Source organism: Limnohabitans sp. MORI2 (assembly GCF_027925025.1).
GTDB lineage: Bacteria > Pseudomonadota > Gammaproteobacteria > Burkholderiales > Burkholderiaceae_C > Limnohabitans.
The window spans coordinates 2,303,752-2,328,385 of the sequence record NZ_AP027058.1 but is presented as its reverse complement, the minus strand read 5'-3'; the positions used below and the strand labels follow the sequence as shown (position 1 = coordinate 2,328,385).

At 57.5% G+C, this 24,634-nt stretch carries 24 protein-coding genes; 23 read left to right on the top strand and 1 reads right to left on the bottom strand.

Annotation, left to right across the window (positions count from 1 at the left end; translation table 11 throughout):
* Positions 1–4 precede the first annotated feature (4 nt).
* The 21 genes from QMG27_RS11170 (at position 5) to hisD (ending at position 22,125) form a co-directional block, all read left to right on the top strand.
* Positions 5–580 carry a shikimate kinase gene (locus QMG27_RS11170; RefSeq protein ID WP_108281743.1) on the top strand — a complete coding sequence of 192 codons (576 nt, stop codon included), beginning with the start codon at positions 5–7 and terminating at the stop codon, positions 578–580.
* A 3-nt stretch (positions 581–583) separates the two neighbouring features.
* Complete coding sequence (gene aroB, locus QMG27_RS11165; RefSeq protein WP_281811339.1) at positions 584–1,699, top strand: 3-dehydroquinate synthase; 1,116 nt, start codon at positions 584–586, stop codon at positions 1,697–1,699.
* Between the two features lie 123 nt (positions 1,700–1,822).
* On the top strand, positions 1,823–2,956 hold the full coding sequence (locus tag QMG27_RS11160; protein ID WP_281811337.1) for a deoxyguanosinetriphosphate triphosphohydrolase: 1,134 nt from the start codon (positions 1,823–1,825) through the stop codon (positions 2,954–2,956).
* A 22-nt stretch (positions 2,957–2,978) separates the two neighbouring features.
* Positions 2,979–4,211 (top strand): MFS transporter, encoded by a 1,233-nt coding sequence (locus QMG27_RS11155; protein ID WP_281811335.1) that lies wholly within the window; start codon positions 2,979–2,981, stop codon positions 4,209–4,211.
* Positions 4,208–4,783, top strand: a complete 576-nt coding sequence (locus QMG27_RS11150) for a DUF1415 domain-containing protein (RefSeq protein ID WP_281811333.1) — start codon at positions 4,208–4,210, stop codon at positions 4,781–4,783. The genes QMG27_RS11155 and QMG27_RS11150 overlap by 4 nt, the downstream gene beginning before the upstream one ends.
* A gap of 202 nt (positions 4,784–4,985) precedes the next feature.
* A complete protein-coding gene (locus tag QMG27_RS11145; RefSeq protein ID WP_281811331.1) occupies positions 4,986–5,858 on the top strand; it encodes an SAM-dependent methyltransferase in 873 nt (290 codons plus the stop codon).
* A gap of 34 nt (positions 5,859–5,892) precedes the next feature.
* Positions 5,893–6,600 (top strand): transposase, encoded by a 708-nt coding sequence (locus QMG27_RS11140; RefSeq protein ID WP_281811329.1) that lies wholly within the window; start codon positions 5,893–5,895, stop codon positions 6,598–6,600.
* A 115-nt stretch (positions 6,601–6,715) separates the two neighbouring features.
* Positions 6,716–11,434 carry a glutamate synthase-related protein gene (locus QMG27_RS11135; RefSeq protein ID WP_281811327.1) on the top strand — a complete coding sequence of 1,573 codons (4,719 nt, stop codon included), beginning with the start codon at positions 6,716–6,718 and terminating at the stop codon, positions 11,432–11,434.
* A 29-nt stretch (positions 11,435–11,463) separates the two neighbouring features.
* Positions 11,464–12,945, top strand: a complete 1,482-nt coding sequence (locus QMG27_RS11130; protein ID WP_281811325.1) for a glutamate synthase subunit beta — start codon at positions 11,464–11,466, stop codon at positions 12,943–12,945.
* 85 nt (positions 12,946–13,030) lie between these two features.
* Positions 13,031–13,864 (top strand): ABC transporter ATP-binding protein, encoded by an 834-nt coding sequence (locus QMG27_RS11125; RefSeq protein ID WP_281811324.1) that lies wholly within the window; start codon positions 13,031–13,033, stop codon positions 13,862–13,864.
* Complete coding sequence (gene mlaE, locus QMG27_RS11120; RefSeq protein WP_281811322.1) at positions 13,861–14,637, top strand: lipid asymmetry maintenance ABC transporter permease subunit MlaE; 777 nt, start codon at positions 13,861–13,863, stop codon at positions 14,635–14,637. Before QMG27_RS11125 ends, mlaE begins: the two co-directional genes overlap by 4 nt.
* A 15-nt stretch (positions 14,638–14,652) precedes the next feature.
* Positions 14,653–15,129, top strand: coding sequence for an outer membrane lipid asymmetry maintenance protein MlaD (gene mlaD, locus QMG27_RS11115; protein ID WP_281811320.1), 477 nt, complete (start codon positions 14,653–14,655; stop codon positions 15,127–15,129).
* The gene (locus QMG27_RS11110) at positions 15,129–15,884 is read left to right on the top strand and encodes a VacJ family lipoprotein (RefSeq protein ID WP_281811318.1); all 756 of its coding nucleotides are present in this window, start codon (positions 15,129–15,131) and stop codon (positions 15,882–15,884) included. The genes mlaD and QMG27_RS11110 overlap by 1 nt, the downstream gene beginning before the upstream one ends.
* Before the next feature lie 46 nt (positions 15,885–15,930).
* Entirely contained in the window at positions 15,931–16,569 is a 639-nt protein-coding gene (locus tag QMG27_RS11105) for an ABC transporter substrate-binding protein (RefSeq protein WP_281811317.1), read from the top strand.
* 3 nt (positions 16,570–16,572) lie between these two features.
* Entirely contained in the window at positions 16,573–16,863 is a 291-nt protein-coding gene (locus tag QMG27_RS11100; RefSeq protein WP_281811315.1) for an STAS domain-containing protein, read from the top strand.
* Between the two features lie 39 nt (positions 16,864–16,902).
* Positions 16,903–17,820, top strand: a complete 918-nt coding sequence (locus QMG27_RS11095) for an ABC transporter ATP-binding protein (protein WP_281811313.1) — start codon at positions 16,903–16,905, stop codon at positions 17,818–17,820.
* Positions 17,820–18,599: an ABC transporter permease gene (locus QMG27_RS11090; RefSeq protein ID WP_281814630.1), complete on the top strand. Its 780-nt coding sequence runs from the start codon at positions 17,820–17,822 to the stop codon at positions 18,597–18,599. The genes QMG27_RS11095 and QMG27_RS11090 overlap by 1 nt, the downstream gene beginning before the upstream one ends.
* 2 nt (positions 18,600–18,601) lie before the next feature.
* Positions 18,602–18,850 (top strand): BolA family protein, encoded by a 249-nt coding sequence (locus QMG27_RS11085; RefSeq protein WP_281811311.1) that lies wholly within the window; start codon positions 18,602–18,604, stop codon positions 18,848–18,850.
* Between the two features lie 16 nt (positions 18,851–18,866).
* Positions 18,867–20,144: a UDP-N-acetylglucosamine 1-carboxyvinyltransferase gene (gene murA, locus QMG27_RS11080; protein ID WP_281811309.1), complete on the top strand. Its 1,278-nt coding sequence runs from the start codon at positions 18,867–18,869 to the stop codon at positions 20,142–20,144.
* A complete protein-coding gene (gene hisG / locus QMG27_RS11075; protein WP_281811308.1) occupies positions 20,145–20,783 on the top strand; it encodes an ATP phosphoribosyltransferase in 639 nt (212 codons plus the stop codon).
* Between the two features lie 25 nt (positions 20,784–20,808).
* Positions 20,809–22,125: a histidinol dehydrogenase gene (gene hisD / locus QMG27_RS11070; protein ID WP_281811307.1), complete on the top strand. Its 1,317-nt coding sequence runs from the start codon at positions 20,809–20,811 to the stop codon at positions 22,123–22,125.
* Positions 22,126–22,208: 83 nt separating this feature from the next.
* Here the strand turns inward: hisD and hisC are convergent, their stop codons facing one another.
* Positions 22,209–23,282, bottom strand: coding sequence for a histidinol-phosphate transaminase (gene hisC / locus QMG27_RS11065; RefSeq protein WP_281811306.1), 1,074 nt, complete (start codon positions 23,280–23,282; stop codon positions 22,209–22,211).
* A 103-nt stretch (positions 23,283–23,385) separates the two neighbouring features.
* Between hisC and hisB the strand changes: the two genes are divergently transcribed.
* Both hisB and hisH read left to right on the top strand, forming a co-directional pair.
* Positions 23,386–23,973 carry an imidazoleglycerol-phosphate dehydratase HisB gene (gene hisB, locus QMG27_RS11060; RefSeq protein ID WP_281811305.1) on the top strand — a complete coding sequence of 196 codons (588 nt, stop codon included), beginning with the start codon at positions 23,386–23,388 and terminating at the stop codon, positions 23,971–23,973.
* Complete coding sequence (hisH, locus tag QMG27_RS11055) at positions 23,970–24,620, top strand: imidazole glycerol phosphate synthase subunit HisH (protein WP_281811304.1); 651 nt, start codon at positions 23,970–23,972, stop codon at positions 24,618–24,620. The genes hisB and hisH overlap by 4 nt, the downstream gene beginning before the upstream one ends.
* The last annotated feature ends 14 nt before the right edge of the window (positions 24,621–24,634 follow it).

The window sequence follows — 24,634 nt, the reverse complement described above, 5'->3', positions numbered from 1 at the left end:
GCATATGTTGTTGGTTTTGGTGGGTCTGCCGGGTTCCGGCAAAACGACCGTTGGGCGTCAACTCGCTCGACGTCTTCACCTCCCCTTTGTTGATTCGGATCACGCGATTGAGAACCGCTTGGGTTGCTCGGTCCGCGAATATTTCGAACGCGAAGGGGAAGACCGCTTTCGCGATCTCGAATCCGAAGTGCTCGCCGATTTGTGTCACAACCACCACGGCGTCTTGTCCACAGGCGGCGGCTCTGTGCTGCGACCCATCAATCGCGAACGCTTGCGCGAACACGGTCACGTGTTTTATTTGCGCTCCAGTCCTGAAGAGGTGTTTCGCCGTTTGCGCAACGACCAAAACCGCCCCTTGCTGCAAGTGGCCGACCCGCAAGCGCGTTTGCGCGAACTCCTCGACGTGCGTGACCCGCTGTACCGCGAAACCGCGCACTACGTCATCGAAACAGGCCGCCCCAATGTGGCGGGCTTGGTCAACATGATCGTGTCGCAGCTCGAATTGGCTGGCCACATCAAACCCGTCTCGCCCCCCGCGCCTGCCGACCGCCCACGCGTGTCGCCCCCACACCGAATTTGAGCCATGTCGAACACACCACACCTTGAACGCGTTGCCATTGACTTGGGCGACCGTAGCTACAACATTTTCATTGGCGAGCAGCTGCTCAATACCGCCAGCACATGGGCCGATTTACCCAAGGCCTCGGCCGCACTCATCGTCACCAACGACACCGTGGGCCCCATCTATGCCGAGCGTTTGCGAGCTGCACTTGCGCCCCTTTACAAACACGTGCACACCGTGGCCTTGCCCGACGGTGAGAGCCACAAAGATTGGCAAACGCTGAACTTGATTTTTGACGAACTACTGGGCAAAGGCGCCGACCGCAAAACCGTGTTGTTCGCTTTGGGTGGCGGCGTGGTAGGCGATATGACCGGCTTTGCTGCCGCGTGCTACATGCGCGGCGTTCCCTTTGTGCAAGTGCCTACCACCTTGCTGGCGCAAGTCGATTCATCGGTGGGCGGCAAGACCGCCATTAATCACCCCATCGGCAAAAACATGATTGGCGCGTTCTATCAACCGCAACGCGTGGTGTGCGACCTTGATACCTTGCAAACCTTGCCCCAGCGCGAGATGAGCGCGGGCTTGGCTGAGGTCATCAAATACGGCCCCATCGCTGACATGCAGTTTCTCGATTGGATTGATGCCAACCTTGACGCACTCCTTGCGCGTGACCCGAAGGCCTTGGCGCATGCCGTGAAGCGCAGTTGCGAAATCAAAGCTTGGGTCGTGGGCCAAGACGAACGCGAAGGCGGCATCCGCGCCATCCTCAATTTCGGTCACACCTTTGGCCACGCCATCGAAGCCGGCTTGGGCTTTGGCGAATGGCTGCACGGCGAAGCCGTAGGCTGCGGCATGGTCATGGCCTCGCACCTGTCGCAACGTTTGGGCTTGGTGGACGAGTCGTTTGTGTCGCGCTTTACCGCACTCATTGCCCGCGCGGGCTTGCCCATCGTCGGCCCCAAACTCGGTGCAGACGAGTACCTGCACCACATGCGTGTCGATAAAAAAGCAGAAGCTGGCGAAATCAAATTCGTGCTCATCGACAAGCCCGGCACGGCCATCGTGCGCGGCGCGCCGGATGCTTTGGTGGCCCAAGTCATTGACGATTGCTGTGAAAAAAAAGAGCGGCGAAGCTAGGCGAGTGAAACAAAGCCCCGACGCAGTCTGGCGGTATGGGGGATGTGCTGCTGATGATTCCTGGACCAGCATGAAGAAGCGGCACATCCCCCATGCCGCCAGCGAGCACAGATAAAAAAAGCAATGACCCACCTCGCCCCCTACGCCTGCCTCCCAGACCAATCGCGCGGCCGCCGCCACGCAGAGCCCCAACTACCCGCCCACGCCTCGGGCATGCGCAACCCGCATCAACGCGACCGCGACCGCATCGTTCATTCCACAGCCTTCAGACGCTTGGTTTACAAGACTCAAGTCTTCTTGAACCACGAAGGCGATTTGTTTCGCACGCGCATGACGCACTCGTTAGAGGTGGCGCAACTGGGCCGCTCCATCGCCCGCGCGTTGAACTTGAACGAAGACTTGGTCGAAGCCATCGCCTTGGCGCACGACCTAGGCCACACGCCTTTCGGCCACGCCGGTCAAGACGCGCTGAACGAATGCATGGCCCCCTACGGCGGCTTCGAACACAACCTGCAAAGCCTGCGCGTGGTGGACGAATTGGAAGAACGCTACCCCGCGTTCAACGGCCTCAACCTCAGCTTTGAGACACGCGAAGGCATCTTGAAACATTGCGCACGCCGCAACGCCGAGCTCATCAACGCGCAAGAGCCCAATGGCATTGCCGCTCGTTTCTTGAACGGCACACAGCCCAGCCTAGAAGCACAGCTCTGTAATTTGGCCGATGCCATTGCCTACAACGCGCACGACATTGACGACGGCGTGCGCTCAGGTTTGCTCACGCTGGAGCAAATGCAAGACGTGTCGTTGTTTGCGCGCTATCACGCGCACACCTTGGCCGAGTACCCTCAGTTGCAAGGCCGCCGTGTGTTGTACGAAACCATCCGCCGCATGTTGAGCGATCAGGTGTACGACGTGATCAACGCCACTCGGGCAGCACTCCAGCAACACGCCCCCACCAGCGCAGACGAAGCGCGTCAGTGTCCGGCACTGGTGCAGTTCAGCGCGGCGATGTACGAAGAATCCAAAGCGCTCAAGTCGTTTCTGTTCCGCAATTTGTATCGTCACCCGCAGGTCATGCAGACCACTGAAGGCGCGCGTGTTGTGGTCAAAGACCTATTTGATGTGTACATGGCCAATCCCCAAGAAATGCCCGCCGCTTACGCCCAGCGCAGCGATGTGCCGCGTGCTGTGGCCGACTACTTGTCCGGCATGACCGACCGTTTTGCCACGCGTGAGCATGCACGACTCACGGCGTAAAACCAGCCGCATTTTTTTCAGCATGAGCAAGCACCGCTTTGGCATCCACCCCTCGTGGGTCATCGTGTTTGCAGGCGTGTGCGCCGCGTTGCATGTGGGCAAGCTGCCGCCCGCTTTGCCGGTGCTGCAAGACGCACTCAACATCACCTTGGTGCAAGCGGGGTTCTTGTTGTCTGCCGTGCAAATTGCCAGCATGACGCTGGGCCTTGCGGTGGGGCTGAGTGCTGACAGTTTGGGCCTGCGTCGCAGCATGTTGACGGGCTTGGCGCTGTTGTCAGTCGCCAGCATCAGTGGTGGCTTTGTGACCGATGCGCAAGGTTTGCTGATGTTGCGTGCGCTTGAAGGGTTGGGCTTTTTATTGGTCGTCATGCCTGCGCCTGCGCTCATTCGCAGCACTGTGGATGCGTCGCACTTAAGTGGGCGCATGGGCTGGTGGGGCACGTACATGCCGACCGGCAGCGCCTTGGCGTTGTTAGTTGGTCCTTGGGTGATTGCGGGTTTTGATTGGTCAGCGTGGTGGTGGCTGCTAGGGGTTGTGTCTGCTTTGGCTTTTGTGGCGGTGTGGTTGTGCGTGCCACAAGCGAGCACGCCAGTTCAAGTGCAGCCAGCATCTGAGCACACCCAAGCAGCGAATGACGCGTGGCCCAAGCGTTTGGGGCTCACGCTCAAAAGCGCTGGTCCTTGGTTGGTGGCGCTCACCTTTGCGGTGTATTCCTCGCAGTGGTTGGCCGTGGTGGGCTTTTTGCCGACGGTCTATGCCGAGCTAGGTTTGACAGCGGGCATGGCCGGTGTGTTGTCTGCTTGTGTGGCGCTGGCCAATGTGAGTGGCAACGTCCTGTCTGGTCGTTTGTTGCAACGTGGCTGGCCCGCGCAGCGCTTGCTTTGGATCGGTTTCGCTTGCATGGCTTTGGGTGCGGTCGGGGCTTACGCCACATGGCAGGGCAGCGGTTTGCCCACCGCCTTGCGCTTTGCGTGCGTGGTGATGTTTTCAGCCGTCGGCGGTTTGATACCCGGCACTTTATTTGCGTCCGCCATGCGTTTGGCCCCGAGTGAAGGCACGTTGTCCACCACCGTAGGCTATATGCAGCAATGGTCGGCGTTCGGCCAGTTTGCTGGCCCGCCGTTGGTCGCGTGGGTGGCAGTCAGCGTAGGCGGTTGGCAATGGACGTGGGTGGTGACGGCCTCACTCAGTTTGGCTGGCGCAGTGCTGGCTTATTTCATTGGTTGCGCCTTGCGCAAGAAAGCACATACATGACCCACACCCTCACGCCTGAGCAAGAACGCCTCGTCATTGAAGACACACAAAAGTGGCTGCTCGAAGCCGTGGTGGGCCTCAACCTGTGCCCCTTCGCCAAATCGGTGGTGGTCAAAGACATGGTGCGCTACCGCGTGTGCGCATCCGCCGAGCCCGCCGACGTGCTGGCCATGTTGCGCGAAGAGTTGCAACACTTGGCCGAGGCCGACCCAGACAAGCTAGACACTACGCTGCTGATTGCACCCGATGCCTTGCCCGATTTCTTGGACTTCAACGATTTCTTGGCCGATTGCGATGAAGTGTTGATGGAGCTTGAGTTAGACGGCGTGCTGCAAGTAGCCGACTTTCACCCGCGCTACCAATTTGGCGGCACGGATGTGGACGATATCGAAAACTTCACCAACCGCACGCCTTACCCCACGCTGCACTTGCTGCGCGAAGCCAGCATTGACAAAGCGGTGGAGGCTTATCCCGATGCGTCGCTCATATTTGAACGCAACATTGAGGTGCTCAATAGGTTGGGGCATGCGGGGTGGCAGGCGTTGGGGATTCGTGCGCGGCTTCGGGATTGATGGCTGTTTAACTGTTGGCGTTCGCTCGCTCGTTCGTTTGCTTCGCCAAGCGGCACAGCCGGTACGCGCTGCGGCTTAACGTCGCTGGCGCGCCGTGATGGCGCCGCATCGCGCACCAGCTATGCCACTTGGCTGCGGGATATTTCTCTTGTGCTGACATGCTCCGCTACTGAGCAACAGGCGCTCACGGCACAATTGGCCCATGTCCAAACACAAACCCGCTGCTGCACCTAAGTCTCAAGACCCTCGTTCTCAGCTCGACCTGCGCCCCGGCCAATCCATTGAGCTCCTCAAGGAGCTGCACATCCTCACCCGCGACGGCAAGCTCAACCAAGATTCACGTCGCAAGCTCAAGCAGGTGTATCACCTGTTTCAGTTCATCGAAAAACTGTTGAAAGAACTGCCCGCCAGCGAACAAGGCCCGACCTTGGCTGACCACGGCGCGGGCAAGTCGTATTTGGGTTTCATCATTTACGACTTGTTTTTCAAGAGCTTGGGCAACGGCAGTATTTACGGCATCGAAACGCGCAGTGAGTTGGTGGATTCGTCCAAAGCACTGGCGCAGCGCTTGGGGTTCGAACGCATGAAGTTTCTCAACCTCAGCGTGGCTGAGTCCGCACACAGCGATGCTTTGCCCGACCAGATAGATGTGGTCACAGCGCTACATGCGTGCGACACCGCCACCGACGACGCGATTGCATTTGGCTTGCAAAAGAAAGCCAAATACATGGTGCTCGTGCCTTGCTGCCAAGCTGAGCTGGCGCGTGCGTTAAACAAAAACAAAGCGCTCAACTTGCAGCGCACACCGTTGGCCGAGTTGTGGCGTCACCCGCTGCACACGCGTGAGATGGGCAGTCAGCTCACCAACGTGCTGCGTTGTTTGTACCTAGAAGCGATGGGCTACCAAGTGACTGTGACCGAGCTGGTGGGCTGGGAGCACAGCATGAAAAACGAACTCATCTTGGCCAAGTACACGGGGCAGAAAAAGCGCAGTGCATCGGAACGCTTGACCGCTTTGCTCGAAGAGTTCGGTTTGCAAGAGTTGGCTTCGATGCGGTTCAAAGTCGTCGCTTAATTAATCGGGGTCAGGTTCGAATTACCATCGGAAGATGGCCCGCCTACCTCGTCTCACCATCACCGGTTACCCGCACCACGTCATCCTGCGGGGTAACAACCGACAAGACATTTTTCGCAGCACCGCGGATTACCAACGCATGCTCGATTTGCTGTTCGAGCACAGCCGTGCGCACAAGGTCGACATTCATGCCTATGTGTTGATGGGCAACCATCTGCATTTGCTGCTTACACCGCAAGAGGACCAGGGGCTGCCCAAAATGATGCAAGCCGTGGGTCGCAGCTACGTGCAGGTGTTCAACAAAGTGCACGCACGCACTGGCACGTTGTGGGAAGGGCGCTATCGATCGACGCTCATTCAAACCGACCGTTACTTGTTGGCCTGCATGGCCTACATCGACCTCAACCCCGTGCGCGCGCACATGGTGGCGCGGCCTGAGGATTACGCGTGGTCTAGTTACGGACATTACGCGGGGCATCGCACTGATCGGCTAATTACCCCGCACGCTTTGTACTGGGCCTTGGGCAATACGCCCTTTGCGCGTGAGGCGGCATACGCCGAATTGGTGCACGCAGGCATCAGTGCGGACCAGCAGGGTGCATTGACTGACGCGACGCTCAGCGGTTGGGCGCTGGGCGATGAGCGTTTTGTGGCCGATTTGCAGATGCAAACCGAACGGCGCTTGACCAAAACCAAGGCTGGACGGCCTTTCAACAAGGTTAATAAACCTGTCCCCAATTAAATAATTGCCAAAATTGAAACTTAATTAATTGGGTTCTGACCCCAATTAATTTGCTTGGCATAAATGCTGCAATGCAGTATTCTCTTTGTCCCGCTGAATTTTTGAGGAATGCGCCATGACCACGGCTGCCGATAAAGCACATTTGCAATCTCAGGGTTTGTACGACCCTTCTAACGAACACGACGCCTGTGGCGTGGGCTTTGTGGCCCACATCAAAGGTCAAAAGAGCCATGCCATCGTGGGGCAGGCGCTCAAAATTTTGGAAAACCTCGACCACCGTGGCGCGGTCGGTGCTGACCCATTGATGGGTGACGGCGCAGGTATCTTGATTCAATTGCCCGACGCGCTGTACCGCGAAGAAATGGCCAAGCAGGGCGTGACCTTGCCCCCGCAAGGTGAGTACGGTGTGGGTATGGTGTTCTTGCCCAAAGAACACGCCTCTCGCATGGCATGCGAGCAAGAGTTGGAACGCGCGGTGCAAGCCGAAGGCCAAGTGTTCTTGGGCTGGCGCGATGTGCCGGTCAACCTCGACATGCCTATGTCGCCCCGCGTGCGTGAAAAAGAGCCGGTCATCCGTCAAATCTTCATTGGTCGTGGCAATGACGTGATCGTGCAAGACGCGCTCGAGCGCAAGCTGTATGTCATCCGCAAAACAGCCAGCGCCGCGATTCAGCACTTGAACTTGAAGCACGGCAAAGAGTATTACGTGCCGAGCATGTCAAGCCGCACCATCATTTACAAAGGCTTGTTGCTAGCCGATCAAGTGGGTACCTATTACCTCGACTTGCAAGACGAACGCTGCGTGTCTGCTCTCGGCTTGGTGCATCAACGTTTCTCTACCAACACATTCCCCGAGTGGCCTTTGGCTCACCCTTACCGCTATGTGGCGCACAACGGTGAGATCAACACCGTCAAAGGCAACTACAACTGGATGAAGGCCCGCGAAGGCGTGATGTCTTCACCCGTGTTGGGCGACGACTTGCACAAGCTCTACCCCATCAGCTTCCCTGATCAGTCTGACACGGCTACGTTCGACAACTGCCTCGAACTGATGACGATGGCCGGTTACCCCATCAGCCAAGCCGTGATGATGATGATCCCCGAGCCATGGGAACAACACACCACCATGGACGAACGCCGCAAAGCGTTTTACGAATACCACGCCGCGATGTTGGAGCCATGGGACGGCCCTGCGTCCATCGTGTTCACTGATGGTCGTCAAATCGGCGCGACGCTGGACCGCAACGGTTTGCGCCCTTCACGCTACTGCATCACCGATGACGACATGGTCATCATGGGCTCCGAGTCGGGCGTGTTGCCCGTGCCTGAGAGCAAGATCGTTCGCAAGTGGCGTCTGCAGCCCGGCAAGATGTTCTTGATCGACCTCGAACAAGGTCGCATGATCGACGACGAAGAGCTCAAGGCTGGCATGACCAACACCAAGCCTTACAAGCAATGGATCGAAAACGTCCGCATCAAGCTCGATGACGTCAAAGGCCATGAAGGCGAAGTGGCTCAATCCAACGAAGTCTCTTTGCTCGACCGTCAACAAGCGTTTGGCTACAGCCAAGAAGACGTCAAGTTCTTGATGGCCCCCATGGCCATCAACGGAGAAGAGGGCATTGGTTCGATGGGCAACGACAGCCCCTTGGCTGTGTTGTCTAGCAAAAACAAACCGCTGTACAACTACTTCAAGCAGTTGTTTGCGCAAGTGACCAACCCTCCGATCGACCCGATCCGTGAAGCCATCGTGATGTCGCTGGTGTCGTTCGTGGGCCCTAAGCCCAACTTGCTCGACATCAACCAAGTCAACCCACCCATGCGTTTGGAAGTGAGCCAGCCTGTGCTCGATTTCGCCGACATGGCCAAGTTGCGTGACATCGAAGCGCACACACACGGCAAGTTCAAGAGCGCCACGCTCGACATGACTTACCCCTTGGCTTGGGGCCACGACGGCGTGGAAGCCAAGTTGGCGTCGTTGTGCGCTGAAGCCGTGGACGCTATCAAAGGCGGTCACAACATCCTCATCATCAGCGACCGTGCTGTGAGCCCCACACAAGTGGCGATCCCCGCTGTGTTGGCTTTGTCCGCGATCCACCAACACTTGGTGCGTGAAGGCTTGCGCACCACCGCTGGTTTGGTGGTGGAAACTGGCAGCGCTCGCGAAGTGCATCACTTCGCCGTGTTGGCAGGCTACGGCGCAGAAGCCGTGCACCCCTACCTCGCGTTGGAAACACTGGCGAACTTGCACAAAGATTTGCCAGCTGATTTGTCGACCGAGAAAGCGATTTACAACTACATCAAAGCCATCGGCAAAGGCCTGTCGAAAATCATGTCCAAGATGGGCGTGTCGACCTACATGTCTTACTGTGGTGCGCAGTTGTTTGAAGCCATCGGTATCAACAGCGAAACCGTGCAAAAGTATTTCACCGGCACACCGAGCCGTGTCGAAGGTATCGGCATTTTTGAAATGGCCGAAGAGGCCATTCGCATGCACAAGGCCGCATTTGGTGACGACCCTGTGTTGGCCAACATGCTCGACGCCGGTGGTGAATACGCCTGGCGTGCCCGTGGCGAAGAGCACATGTGGACGCCTGACGCGATTGCCAAGTTGCAACACAGCACACGCGCTGGCAACTTCAACACGTACAAAGAGTACGCCCAGATCATCAACGACCAAAACAAGCGTCACCTGACCTTGCGCGGTTTGTTCGAGTTCAAGATCGATCCATCTAAGGCCATCTCGGTGGACGAAGTGGAACCTGCTTCTGAAATCGTCAAGCGCTTTGCAACGGGTGCGATGTCGTTGGGTTCTATCTCCACCGAAGCCCACGCCACCTTGGCCGTGGCCATGAACCGCATTGGCGGCAAGTCCAACACGGGTGAGGGTGGTGAAGACCCAGCGCGTTACCGCAATGAGCTCAAAGGCATCCCAATCAAACAGGGTGAAACTTTGAAGAGCGTCATTGGCGCAGATGTGGTCGAAGTGGACATGCCTTTGCAAGCTGGTGACAGCCTGCGCTCACGCATCAAGCAAGTGGCCTCTGGCCGCTTTGGTGTGACCGCTGAATACCTGTCTTCGTCTGACCAGATTCAGATCAAGATGGCACAAGGTGCTAAGCCTGGTGAAGGCGGTCAGTTGCCAGGCTCGAAAGTGTCTGAGTACATCGGCAAGCTGCGTTACAGCGTGCCAGGCGTGGGTTTGATTTCGCCCCCACCTCATCACGACATTTACTCCATCGAAGATTTGGCTCAGCTGATCCACGATTTGAAGAACGTGGCGCCGCACGCGGACATCAGCGTCAAGCTCGTGTCTGAAATTGGTGTGGGCACCATCGCCGCAGGCGTGGCCAAGTGCAAGGCCGATCACGTGGTGATCGCTGGTTTTGACGGCGGCACCGGTGCATCGCCTTGGTCGTCCATCAAACACGCCGGTTCGCCTTGGGAAATCGGTTTGGCCGAAACCCAACAAACTTTGGTGTTGAACGGTTTGCGCGGTCGTATCCGCGTGCAAGCCGACGGCCAAATGAAAACAGGACGCGACGTGGCGGTGGGTGCTTTGCTCGGTGCCGATGAATTCGGCTTCGCCACCGCACCGCTGGTGGTTGAGGGTTGCATCATGATGCGCAAGTGCCACTTGAACACCTGCCCCGTGGGTGTGGCCACTCAAGACCCTGAGCTGCGCAAGAAGTTCACAGGCAAGCCCGAGCACGTGGTCAACTACTTCTTCTTCATCGCTGAAGAAGTGCGTCAGATCATGGCCCAGTTGGGTATCCGTAAATTTGACGACATGGTGGGTCGCGCAGACCTACTCGACATGCGTGCTGGCGTCGAGCACTGGAAAGCCCGTGGCCTCGACTTCAGCCGTTTGTTGGCCGTGCCCCAAGTGGCCGCCGATGTGCCTCGTTTGCACGTGGCCAGCCAAGACCACGGTTTGGAAAAAGCACTCGACCAAAAACTCATCGAGAAATCCAAGCCCGCCATCGAGCGTGGCGAGAAGGTGCAGTTCATGGAAACTGCACGCAACGTGAACCGCTCCGTCGGTGCCATGTTGTCGGGTGCTGTGACCAAAGTGCATCCTGAAGGTTTGCCCGATGACACCATCCGCATTCAACTCGAAGGCACGGGCGGTCAATCGTTCGGCGCATTCTTGTGCAACGGCATCACCTTGTATTTGATCGGCGAAGCCAACGACTACACCGGCAAAGGTCTGTCGGGTGGCCGCGTGGTGGTGCGCCCCAGCATCGACTTCCGCGGCGAAGCCATCAACAACATCATCGTGGGCAACACCGTGATGATTGGTGCCACACGTGGTGAAGCTTTCTTCGCTGGCGTGGCTGGCGAGCGTTTTGCGGTGCGTCTGTCTGGCGCGACGGCCGTGGTTGAAGGCACAGGCGATCACGGTTGTGAATACATGACCGGTGGTACGGTGGCTGTGTTGGGTAAAACCGGTCGCAACTTCGCCGCTGGTATGAGCGGTGGTGTGGCTTATGTGTACGACGAAGACGGCCAGTTCGCCAAGCGTTGCAACACCGCCATGGTCGCCATGGACAAAGTGTTGACAGCGGCCGAGCAAGAAGCCTCGGTGTCGCGCGACATTTGGCACCGTGACCAAACCGACGAAGCCCAACTCAAGAAATTGTTGGAAGACCACCACCGTTGGACGGGTTCTAAACGTGCCCGCGACTTGTTGGACAACTGGGACGCTGCACGCGCCAAGTTCGTCAAGGTGTTCCCGCACGAATACAAGCGTGCGTTGGGTGAAATCAATGCTGCCAAAGCGGGTAAGGCCAAAGCCGAACCTAAGGCTAAAAAAGCCGTCGCCGCTAAGTAAGCCACGCAGCTAAGAAAAGGACAAATATCATGGGAAAAGTCACTGGCTTTATGGAGTTTGAGCGCATCGAAGAGGGCTACAAGCCCGTCAAAGAGCGCTTGAAAAACTACGAAGAATTTGTGATTGGTTTGGACGACAAACAAGCCAACACACAAGCTGCACGTTGCATGGACTGCGGCACACCGTTTTGTAACAACGGCTGCCCTGTCAATAACATCATCCCCGACTTCAACGATCTGGTGTATCGCGGCGACTGGAAGCTGGCTATCGAGACCTTGCACTCGACCAACAACTTCCCCGAGTTCACGGGTCGCATCTGCCCCGCACCTTGCGAAGCCGCGTGCGTGGTGAACTTCAATGGCGACGCTGTGGGCATCAAGTCCATCGAGCACGCCATCATCGACAAAGCTTGGGCCGAGGGCTGGGTGCAAGCCAAGCCCGCCGCACACAAGACAGGCAAAAAAGTGGCCATCGTGGGCGCCGGCCCTGCTGGCTTGGCTGCTGCTCAACAGTTGGCACGCGCTGGTCACAATGTGACTGTGTTCGAAAAGAACGACCGCGTGGGTGGCTTGCTGCGTTACGGTATTCCCGACTTCAAGATGGACAAGTCGCACATCGACCGCCGCATGAAGCAGCTCGAAGCCGAAGGCGTGAAAGTGCGCACCGGCGTGATGGTGGGCGAATTGCCCAAAGGCTCCAAGGTTACCAACTGGGCCAAAGAAACCGTCAGCCCCGAGCAACTCAAGAAAGACTTCGACGCTGTGTTGCTGACCGGCGGCTCCGAGCAGTCTCGCGACTTGCCAGTGCCCGGTCGCGAACTCAGCGGCGTGCATTTCGCCATGGAGTTCTTGCCCCAGCAAAACAAGGTCAACGCAGGCGACAAGCTCAAAGACCAAATTCGTGCGGATGGCAAACACGTCATCGTCATCGGCGGTGGCGACACCGGCTCCGACTGCGTGGGCACCAGCACACGCCACGGTGCAGCCAGCGTCACACAGTTTGAAGTGATGCCCATGCCACCCGAGCAAGAGGACAAGCCTTTGGTGTGGCCTTACTGGCCCCTGAAGCTGCGCACCAGCTCCAGCCATGACGAGAGCGAAGAAAAAGGCTTGCTCAAGCGCGAGTTCGCCATCTCTACCAAAGAGTTCGTGGGTAAAGACGGCAAACTCACCGCATTGAAAACCGTCCAAGTCGAAATGAAAGACGGTAAGCTGACCGAAGTGCCAGGCACCGAAAAAGAATTCAAGGCCGACCTCGTGTTCTTGGCGATGGGCTTTGTGAACCCCGTGGCCACCATTTTGGAAGGCTTCGGCGTGGACAAAGACGCTCGTGGCAATGCCAAGGCCAGCACCGATGAGCAGGGTGGCTACGCCACCAATGTGCCCAAAGTGTTTGCTGCTGGCGACATGCGTCGTGGCCAATCTTTGGTGGTCTGGGCCATCCGCGAAGGCCGTCAAGCTGCGCGTGCGGTGGACGAGTTCTTGATGGGTAGCACAACTTTGCCTCGTTAATTTCTCATCTTTACAAGCCTGTAAGGGCTTGGCTCTAAAATGGCAAAGGCTGACCTGTTTCATGAACAGGCCAGCTTTTGTTTCTATGACTCACACTTATTCATTAAATCCAAGCGCTTCCAATTTGGTCGAGCTGCATGACATTCGCTTTGGCTACGGCGAACGCGTCATTTTGGATGGCATAACGCTCAGCATTCCGCGTGGCAAAGTCACGGCGCTGATGGGGGCGTCAGGTGGTGGCAAAACCACGGTGATGCGTTTGATTGGCGGCCAATACCGTGCGCAGTCCGGCAGCCTCACATTTGATGGACAAGAAGTCGCAGCTCTGAATCCCACCGATTTGTACGCCGTGCGTCGCCGCATGGGTATGTTGTTTCAGTTTGGCGCGTTGTTCACTGACCTGAGCGTGTTTGACAACGTGGCCTTCCCACTGCGTGAGCACACGGACTTGAGTGAGTCCATGATTCGTGACATCGTGTTGATGAAGCTCGAAGCTGTGGGGCTGCGTGGCGCACGCGATTTGATGCCTAGCGAAGTCTCGGGCGGTATGGCTCGCCGTGTGGCCTTGGCCCGTGCCATGGCGCTTGATCCAGAGCTCATCATGTATGACGAGCCCTTTGCTGGCTTGGATCCAATTTCCCTCGGTACGGCTGCACGTTTGATTCGCCAACTCAACGATGCACTCGGCTTGACTAGCATCATCGTGTCGCATGACTTGGATGAGACTTTCCACATTGCTGACCAAGTCATTGTGCTGGCCAACGGCAAGATTGCCGCACAAGGCACACCTGACGAAGTGCGCCACAGCACCGACCCCTTGGTCAAACAGTTTGTCACCGCAGCGCCGGATGGCCCTGTGCGTTTCCACTACCCAGGCCCAACCGTGGCGCAAGACTTTGGTGTGGAGGGTGAGGCATGAAATTCGTAGCAAACGTCGGTTTTGCAGTGCGAAGCTACTTAGCCGGCTTGGGGTTGGGTGCTCGCTTGTTCATTCGCCTTGTGGGTTTGTTTGGTAGCAATATGCGCCGCTTTGGTTTGGTGCGTGACCAAGTGCATTTCTTGGGCAACTACTCGCTCGCCATCATTGCGGTGTCGGGCTTGTTTGTGGGTTTTGTGCTCAGCTTGCAGGGCTACTACACCTTGCAGCGTTATGGCTCTGCCGAAGCGCTGGGTTTGTTGGTGGCGTTGAGCTTGGTGCGCGAGCTAGGCCCCGTGGTGAGCGCCTTGTTGTTTGCGGGCCGCGCCGGCACATCGCTCACCGCTGAAATTGGTTTGATGAAAGCGGGCGAGCAACTCAGCGCCATGGACATGATGGCTGTTGACCCTGTGCGCCGTATCTTGGGCCCACGCTTTTGGGGCGGCGTCATCGCTTTGCCATTGCTCTCGGCGGTGTTCAGCGCCGTGGGTATTTTGGGCGGCTGGATGGTGGGCGTGTTGATGATTGGCGTGGATGCCGGCTCGTTCTGGAGTCAGATGCAAGGCGGCGTCGACGTGTGGAAAGACGTGGGCAATGGCGTGGTCAAAAGCATCGTGTTCGGTGTGACCGTGACGTTTGTGGCGCTGCTGCAAGGCTATGAAGCACAGCCCACGCCCGAAGGTGTTTCGCGCGCCACGACTAAAACGGTGGTGGTCGCTTCGTTGGCCGTGTTGGGGTTGGACTTCATCCTCACTGCCATGATGTTCAGTATTTGATGAATCGAGGAAGCTATGCAACGCTCCAAAGTTGATGTGTGGGTAGGTTTGTTTGTGCTCTTAGGCGCAGCGGCCATTTTGTTCTTGGCATTGAAGTCGGCCAACCTACTGACTTTGAATTTTCAATCTACGTACACCGTGAGTGGCCGCTTTGACAACATTGGTGGTTTGAAGCGTCAAGCCGCGGTAAAGAGCGCTGGTGTGGTGGTGGGCCGTGTGGAAAACGTCACGTTCGACGACAAAACCTTCCAAGCCACAGTGACCATGAGCATCGAGAGCCGTTACCAATTTCCCAAAGACAGCTCTTTGAAAATTCTCACCAGCGGTTTGTTGGGGGAGCAATACATTGGCATCGAGGCAGGTTCAGAAGCTGATAACTTGGCCAATGGCGATCGTATTCAAGCCACCCAATCGGCCGTGGTGCTGGAAAATCTGATCAGCCAGTTCCTCTACAACAAGGCAGCTGATGGCGCAGACAAGGGTGGTAAGTGATGCTGGATGTGTGTAAACGCGGCTGTGCCTATGCGGCTTTGGTGGCCCTGACGCTACTCAGCACTGGTTGTGCCACAGGCCCTGGCGCCAATCCCAAAGATCCCTTGGAGCCGATGAATCGCAGTGTGTCTAGGTTCAACGATGTCTTGGATGACAACGTGCTCAAGCCTGCTGCCACGGGTTACCGTGATTACACACCGCAGCTCGTGCAAACAGGCATTGGTAATTTCTTTCGCAACTTGGCAGATGTGTTCTCCACCGTGAACAACGGTTTGCAGCTCAAAGGGCGTGAGACAGCGGAGTCGTTGATGCGGGTGGTGGTCAACACCACGCTGGGCATCTACGGTATTTTTGACGTGGCAACTGAAATAGGTTTGCAACGTCACCCTGAAGATTTGGGGCAAACCTTGGGCTATTGGGGCGTGCCAGATGGTCCTTATGTGGTCTTGCCGGTGTTTGGACCGTCTACGTTGCGTGACACCTCGGTCTTGCCATTGGAGTTGTCGACTGATTTGGTGAGCAAGCACGACGATATCGCCGAACGTAATGTGGCTATGGCCGCTCGAATCGTCGACAAGCGCGCCAGTTTGCTGAAGACTTCAGATTTGCTCACGGGTGCTGCTATCGATAAATACAGTTTTACGCGTGATTCGTATCTGCAATTCCGTCGCAATCAGGTGTACGACGGCAATCCACCTGATGACGAGCCATTGGAAGACCCCAGTGCTGAAGCTGCGAAACCGTCAGCCAAGTGACGTCATCGCGCGTTGAAGAAGAATTGAAATTTTGGAGTTTGAAACCATGACCCGCTTTTTGACACGTCGCACACTGGCCGCTTGGGCTTTGGGTGTGTTTGCACTCGGCTTAGGTGGCGCAGCGCAGGCCAGCGACGAAGCCGCAGATGCGTTCATCAAGCGTGTATCGTCAGACATCTTGGAGGCCATCAAGGCAGATAAATCCATTCGTAACGGTGACATCAACAAAATCATCGTGTTGGTAGACCAGCGCGTCATGCCCAATGTCAATTTTTTACGCATGACAGCTTCTGCTGTCGGGCCAGGCTGGCGCCAAGCCACCCCTGAACAGCAAAAGCGACTGCAAGAAGAATTCAAAACCTTGCTGGTGCGTACCTATGCAGGCGCACTGGGACAAGTGAGTGACCAAACTATTTCGGTGAAGCCTTTGCGTGCAGCTGCTGACGACAAGGAAGTTTTGGTGCGCACCGAAGTGCGAGGCAAGGGCGACCCCATTCAGCTCGACTACCGCGTTGAAAAAACAACCGATGGTTCATGGAAGGTTTACAACATGAACGTCATGGGTATTTGGTTGGTTGAGAACTACAAAACCCAGTTTGCCCAAGAAATCAACGCCAAAGGCGTCGATGGCTTGATCGCCAGTTTGGTCGATCGCAACAAGGCCAACGCTCGCGCGTCCAAATAAGCCATGACATCTGCCGCCTACACTTCAGTTGCATTGCCTGCAGTGCTGATGCAGGCGCAAGCGCAAGCTGTGACTGATGAATTAGCGCCTTTGCTCAGTGCTTGTGTGTCCGATGGAGGAGAGGCGGTGTTGAATGCGTCGGCTTTGACTCAGTTCGATTCATCCGCTTTGGCCGTGATCTTGGCCTGTCGGCGGGCGGTGTTGGCGCGTGGTGCAAAGCTGCGCATTGTGGGGTTGCCCGAGCGTGCGCAAACCTTGGCTAAGGTTTACGGGCTCAGCACTTTGCTGGACTAAGTCAGGGTCTTGGTAAAGCCTTAAAATCTAAGGCTACTCATGCCCGCTATCTCTTTTCAATCCGTCTCCAAAATATTCCAAACCGCCCGAGGTCCGTTTCAGGCTTTGGACGGCGTGCGCTTTGATGTCCAAAAAGGCGAGTTCTTTGGCCTCTTGGGCCCCAACGGCGCGGGGAAAACCACGCTCATCAGCATCTTGGCAGGGTTGGCCAAAGCTACATCAGGTTCTGTGCTGGTGCATGGCGTCGACGTGACCAACCAATCTGCAGAGGCGCGCCGCATGTTGGGCGTGGTGCCGCAAGAGCTGGTGTTCGACCCATTTTTCAATGTGCGTGAAGCACTCAAGTTTCAGTCGGGCTACTTTGGCATTCAGCACAACGACGACTGGATTGATGAGTTGCTCCATAGCCTCGGTCTCTCCGACAAAGCCAATCACAACATGCGCCAACTCTCAGGCGGCATGAAGCGCCGCATGTTGGTGGCGCAGGCCTTGGTGCACAAGCCCCCCGTCATCGTGCTCGACGAGCCCACGGCCGGTGTGGACGTGGAGCTGCGCCAAACGCTGTGGCAGTTCATTGCCAAACTCAACCGCGAGGGCAGCACCGTGTTGCTGACCACGCACTACCTCGAAGAAGCTGAGGCCTTGTGCAGCCGCATCGCCATGCTCAAGCAAGGCAAGGTGGTGGCGCTCGACAGCACCTCGGCCTTGCTCAAGGCCGCATCCAGCAGCGTGCTGCGCTTCAAGCTCGATGGCGAGCTGCCTGCGGCGCTGGCCGCGCAAGCCCGTGTGATTGGCCGCATCGTGCAGCTGCCTGCCAACGATGCTACCGACATTGAACGCCATTTGGCCGCGGTGCGCGAAGCCGGCTTGCAAGCCCAAGATGTGGAAATTCGCAAAGCCGATTTAGAAGACGTGTTCCTCGATGTGATGCAACACGCCAGCGGAGGCCAAGCATGATGAACGGCTGGACCGCTCTGTTTTACAAAGAAGTGCTGCGCTTTTGGAAAGTCAGTTTCCAAACCGTGGCGGCGCCCGTGCTCACGGCAGTGATGTACCTGATGATTTTTGGCCACGTACTCGAAGAGCATGTGCAGGTGTTTGAGGGTGTGAGCTACACCGCGTTTCTTATTCCTGGCTTGGTGATGATGAGCGTGTTGCAAAACGCGTTTGCCAACAGCTCGTCGTCCATGGTGCAAAGCAAGATCATGGGCAACTTGGTGTTTTTGCTGCTCACGCCGCTCTCGCACTGGCATTGGTTTTTTGCCTATGCGCTCTCGGCGATGGTGCGCGGCCTCATTGTGGGGGCGGGTGTGTTTTTGGCGGGCGTGCTGTTTGTGTGGCAGTCGTCGGTGCTGAATTTTTCGCTCATGCCCGTGCAGCCCTTGTGGGTCATCACCTTTGCGGTGCTGGGCGCGTTCATGCTCGGCTCGCTCGGGCTCATTGCGGGTTTGTGGGCCGATAAGTTTGACCAAATGGCCGCGTTTCAAAACTTCATCATCATGCCCATGACGTTTTTGAGCGGCGTGTTTTATTCCATCCATTCCTTGCCTGCGTTTTGGCAAGGTGTGAGCCACCTCAATCCCTTCTTCTACATGATCGACGGTTTCCGTTTTGGCTTCTTTGGCCAAAGCGATGTATCGCCTTGGTTGAGTTTGGGTGTGGTGGGTGTGTGCGCGTTGTTGGTGTCGGCCGTGGCCGTGAACTTGCTGCGCACGGGTTACAAAATTCGAGGATAACTATGACTGCCGAACAACTACAAGCCATCATTGCCGCAGGTCTGTCCTGCGAGCATTTGCACGTCGAGGGCGATGGCCGCCATTGGTACGCCACTTTGGTGTCCGCCGAGTTTGAAGGCAAGCGTCTCATTCAACGCCACCAGCGTGTGTACGCCACCTTGGGCGACAAAATCAAAACCGACGAGGTGCATGCCTTGTCCATGAAAACCTACACGCCTAGCGAATGGCAGGCCGCAGCGAACCAAGCCTAAAGAAAGCTCTCAACAGATGGACAAATTACTCGTTCGCGGCGGCCGCACCCTTAACGGTGAAGTGCTGATTTCTGGCGCTAAAAATGCGGCCCTGCCCGAGCTGTGCGCAGCCTTGTTGACAGACCAGCCCGTCATCTTGCAAAACGTGCCGCAGTTGCAAGACGTGGCCACCATGCTCAAGCTCATCCGCAACATGGGCGTGACGGCCGAGCGTGCAGACGACGGCACAGTCAGCTTAGATGCCGGCGGTTTGAATAACCCCGAAGCACCTTATGAGTTGGTCAAAACCATGCGCGCTTCGGTGCTCGCACTCGGTCCCTTGCTGGCGCGCTTTGGCAAAGCCAAGGTGTCTCTGCCCGGTGGTTGCGCCATTGGCTCACGCCCTGTGGACCAACACATCAAAGGCTTGCAAGCCATGGGTGCAGTCATTGATGTAGAGCACGGCTACATGGTGGCGCACTTGCCCGCAGGTCGCACACGCTTGCACGGCGCACGCATTGCTACCGACATGGTGACCGTGACCGGAACTGAAAACTTCCTCATGGCCGCAGCTTTGGCCGAGGGCGAAACCGTGCTCGAAAACGCGGCGCAAGAACCCGAGATTCCCGACTTGGCCGAAATGCTCATTGCCATGGGCGCGAAGATTGAAGGCCACGGCACCAGCCGCATTCACATTCAGGGTGTGGATCGCTTGCACGGGTGCACCCACAAAGTGGTGGCTGACCGCATTGAAGCTGGCACCTTCTTGTGCGCCGTGGCAGCCACGGGTGGCGATGTGTTTTTGCGCCACGCCCGCGCCGATCATTTGGACGCGGTCATCGACAAGCTGCGTGATGCAGGTGTCACCATCACCGCCAACGACCAAGGCATTCGCGTGCAAAGCACCGCGCCTGCGTATGCGCACCTCAAAGCGCAAAACTTCCGCACCACCGAGTACCCAGGTTTTCCCACCGACATGCAAGCGCAGTTTATGGCTTTGAACGCCATTTCCCAAGGCGCTTCCAAGGTGACCGAAACTATTTTTGAAAACCGCTTCATGCACGTGAACGAGTTGGTGCGCTTGGGCGCTCACATTCAAATTGACGGCAAAGTGGCGGTGATTGAAGGCGTCAAGCAACTCTCAGGCGCGACCGTCATGGCCACCGATTTGCGTGCCTCGGCTTCGCTGGTGATTGCAGGCCTGGTCGCCGACGGCGAAACCTTGGTGGATCGCATCTATCACCTCGACCGTGGTTACGACAAGATGGAAGCCAAGCTGCGCGCGATTGGCGCTGACATTGAAAGAGTTAAATAAATGATCACACTCGCGCTCTCCAAAGGTCGCATCTTTGACGAAACCATGCCGCTGCTCAAGGCCGCTGGCATTGAGGTGCTCGAAGATCCAGAGAAATCTCGCAAGCTCATCTTGCCTACCAACCAGCCCGATGTGCGCGTGGTGTTGGTGCGTGCGTCTGACGTGCCCACCTATGTGCAATACGGCGGTGCTGATTTGGGCGTGACTGGCCTTGATACATTGATCGAACATGGGACGGATGGCCTCTATCAACCCCTCGATTTGCAAATCGCCAAATGCCGCATGAGCGTGGCGGTGCGTTCTGATTTCGACTACGCAGCCATGGTCAAACAAGGCGCGCGTTTGAAGGTCGCGACCAAGTACACCACCATCGCCCGCGACTTCTTCGCCACCAAAGGCGTGCACGTCGATTTGGTCAAGCTCTATGGCTCCATGGAGCTCGCGCCGCTCACTGGTTTGGCCGACGCCATTGTGGACTTGGTGTCCACCGGCAACACGCTCAAAGCCAACCATTTGGTGGAAGTCGAGCGCATCATGGACATCAGCTCGCGCTTGGTGGTCAACCAAGCTGCGCTCAAGATGAAGCAAGCCCCGATTCGCCGCATCATCGATGCGTTTTCTGCCGCGCTTGCCAAATAAACCTTTCACCACACACGTACACAAGATGGCCAAACCGCTTCGTCTCTCGACCACCAGCCCCACCTTTGAAGCCGACTTCAAAGCGCGTCTGCATTGGTCTGCCGACACCGATGCCGCCATCGAGCAACGCGTGGCCGACATCTTGGCCGATGTGGAAAAGCGTGGCGATGCCGCCGTGCTCGAATACACCGAGCGCTTTGACGGTCTCAAAGCCGGCAGCATGAGCGCGTTGGAGCTGACACAAGTTGAATTGAAAGCCGCGTTCGAGGGCTTGCCCGCCGAACAGCGCGACGCCTTGCAAGCCGCCGCTGCACGCGTGCGCAGCTACCACGAGGCACAAAAGAAAGCCAGCGGCGAGAGCTGGACCTACCGCGATGCTGACGGCACGCTGCTCGGTCAAAAAGTCACGCCGCTCGACCGCGTGGGCATTTATGTGCCTGGTGGCAAAGCCGCTTACCCATCGAGCGTGTTGATGAACGCCATTCCCGCGCACGTCGCGGGTGTGGGCGAAATCATCATGGTGGTGCCTACGCCCAAGGGCGAAAAGAACCCGCTCGTCTTGGCTGCTGCGTATGTGGCAGGCGTCACCCGTGCCTTCACCATTGGTGGCGCACAAGCCGTGGCCGCCTTGGCCTATGGCACAGCTACCGTGCCAGCGGTCGACAAAATCACTGGCCCCGGCAACGCCTATGTGGCCTCGGCCAAACGCCGCGTGTTTGGCAAAGTCGGCATCGACATGATTGCAGGCCCCAGCGAAATTTTGGTGCTGGCCGATGGCTCCACCCCCGCCGACTGGGTGGCCATGGATTTGTTCAGTCAAGCCGAGCACGACGAGCTGGCGCAAAGCGTGTTGCTCTGCCCCGATGCGGCTTACATCGAGCGGGTGCAGGCTGAGATTGAACGCTTGCTGCCGCAGATGCCGCGCAAAGACATCATCGAAAAGTCCCTCAATGGCCGTGGCGTGCTCATCCACACCCGCAACATGGAAGAGGCGTGCGCCATCAGCAACCGCATCGCGCCCGAGCACTTGGAGGTGTCGAGCACCGACCCGCACAAGTGGGAGCCGTTGCTCAAGCATGCTGGCGCGATCTTCTTGGGCGCGTACACCAGCGAGAGCTTGGGCGACTACTGCGCTGGCCCCAACCACGTGCTGCCCACCAGCGGCACGGCGCGTTTCAGCTCGCCCTTGGGCGTGTACGACTTCCAAAAGCGCAGCAGCTTGATCGAAGTGAGCGAAGAGGGTGCACAAACGTTGGGCCACATCGCTAGCGTGCTCGCGCATGGCGAGGGTTTGCAAGGCCACGCCATGGCCGCAGAATTTCGCTTGCACAAAAAGAGCTGAAGCGCATGGGCCTCACTGCAGAGGTCGATAGCCAACATGAAAAAGCCCTCGTGACGAGGGCTTTTTCTTTGCGCGTGACGGTCTTAGTGTTTCACCAAAACCTTGAGCGCTGCGACCAACGCTGCGCACTGCTCGGGCGTGCCCACGGTGATGCGCAAGAACTCGTCGATGCGTGGCAGCTTGAAGTGGCGCACGATGATGGCGCGTTCGCGCAAGCCGCTGGCCAGCGCAGCGCCTGCGTGTGCAGGGTGGCGCGCAAAGATGAAGTTGGCCGCTGAAGGCAACACCTCAAAACCCAAGCCTTTCAAGTCGGCCACGAGTTGTTCACGGGTGGCAATGACTTTGGCGCAGCTATCGCGGAAATACGCATCGTCTTCCACTGAAGCCACCGCGCCGGCCAATGCCAAGCGGTCGAGGGGGTAGGAGTTGAAGCTGTTTTTCACGCGCTCCAAACCGTCGATCAACTCGGCTGAACCCACGGCGTAGCCCACGCGCAAGCCTGCGAGGGAGCGGCTCTTGGAGAAGGTGTGGCACACCAGCAAGTTGGGGTAGCGGTTGACCAAGCTCACCGCGCTTTCGGCGCCAAAGTCCACATAGGCTTCGTCAATCAACACCACCGCTTGCGGGTTGCCCGCCACGATGCGCTCGACCTCGGCCAGCGACAAGGGGCAGCCTGTGGGCGCATTGGGGTTGGGGAAGATGATGGCGCCTGCGGCTTGGCCGTCGTGTGGCAGATAGTCTTCGACGCGTAGCTGGAAGTCCTCGGCCAGCGGGATGGTGCGGTAGTCCACGCCATACAAACCGCAGTACACGGGGTAAAAGCTGTAGGTGATGTCGGGGAACCACAAGCCGCCGGGGCGGTTGAGCAGCGCCATGAAAGCGTGGGCCAGCACTTCGTCTGAGCCATTGCCCACAAACACTTGATTGGCTTGGACGCCGTGGTGGCGAGCCAGCGCGGCTTTGAGTGCGTCGGCGTTGGGGTCGGGGTACAGGCGCAGGCTGTCGTTGGTGGCGGCGCGAATGGCTTCGAGCGCGCGGGGGGATGGGCCAAACGGATGCTCGTTGGTGTTGAGTTTGACCAAGTTGTCCATCTTGGGCTGCTCGCCCGGTACATAAGGGGTCAGGCTGTGAACCACAGCGCTCCAGTATTGGCTCATGGGTGTAGGGTGTGAGAGGTCGTTGCAAGCCCCAATTCATGCGGCTTGGCGGGGTGTCGATGGTATCATGTCACCCTCTAGAACCACTGGTTGAAAGCGTTTCATGCGCCAAGCCGAAATCACTCGCAATACCAACGAAACCCAAATCACCGTCAAGGTTAACCTCGACGGCACGGGTAAAGCCAATCTCTCGACAGGCATTGGTTTCTTTGACCACATGCTCGACCAAATCGCGCGTCACGGTTTGATTGACCTCGACATTCAAGCCAAAGGCGATTTGCACATCGACGGCCACCACACCGTGGAAGATGTGGGCATCACTTTGGGCCAAGCGTTCGCCAAAGCCGTGGGCGACAAAAAAGGCATTCGCCGCTACGGCCACGCCTATGTGCCGCTCGACGAAGCTTTGAGCCGCGTGGTGGTGGATTTCTCTGGTCGTCCAGGTTTGGTCATGCACGTGCCGTTCAAGAGCGGCATGATTGGCGAGTTCGACAGCCAACTCGCTTACGAGTTTTTCCAAGGCTTTGTGAACCACGCCTTGGTTACCCTGCACATCGACAACCTGCGCGGCGAAAACGCGCACCACCAAGCTGAGACCGTGTTCAAAGCCTTTGCCCGCGCACTGCGCTCGGCGCTCGAGCTCGACCCCCGTTCGGCTGGCGTCATTCCCTCCACCAAAGGTAGCCTGTGAGTAACAAAGTTGCCGTGGTCGACTACGGCATGGGCAATCTGCGCTCGGTGGCGCAAGCGGTGATGCACGCCGCTTCGGTGGTCGACCATGCTGAGGTGGTGGTCACGTCTGACCCTCAAGTGGTGCGCGACGCGCATCGCGTGGTCTTGCCCGGCCAAGGTGCGATGCCCGATTGCATGCGCGAGCTGCGTGATTCCGGCATGTTCGACGCCGTGATGGATGCCGCCCACAAAAAGCCCCTGTTTGGTGTGTGCGTGGGCATGCAAATGTTGCTCGACCACAGCGCCGAGGGTGACACACCCAGCCTAGGACTTATCCCCGGCGAGGTGGTGCAGTTTGATTTGGCGGGCCGCACCCAAGCCGATGGCAGCCGCTTTAAGGTGCCGCAAATGGGCTGGAACCAAGTGCAGCCCACACGCCCGCATTTCATGTGGACCGATGTGCCCGCAGGCAGCTACTTCTATTTCGTGCACAGCTTCTACGCCCGACCTGCCAACGAAGCGCACAGCGCAGCGCAAACAGACTACGGCGGTCTTTTTACATGTGCCGTGGCACGCGACAACATTTTTGCGACACAATTTCACCCGGAAAAAAGTGCAGCGCATGGCTTGGCCCTGTACCGCAACTTTTTGCACTGGAACCCTTGAACCTCTGACTCATC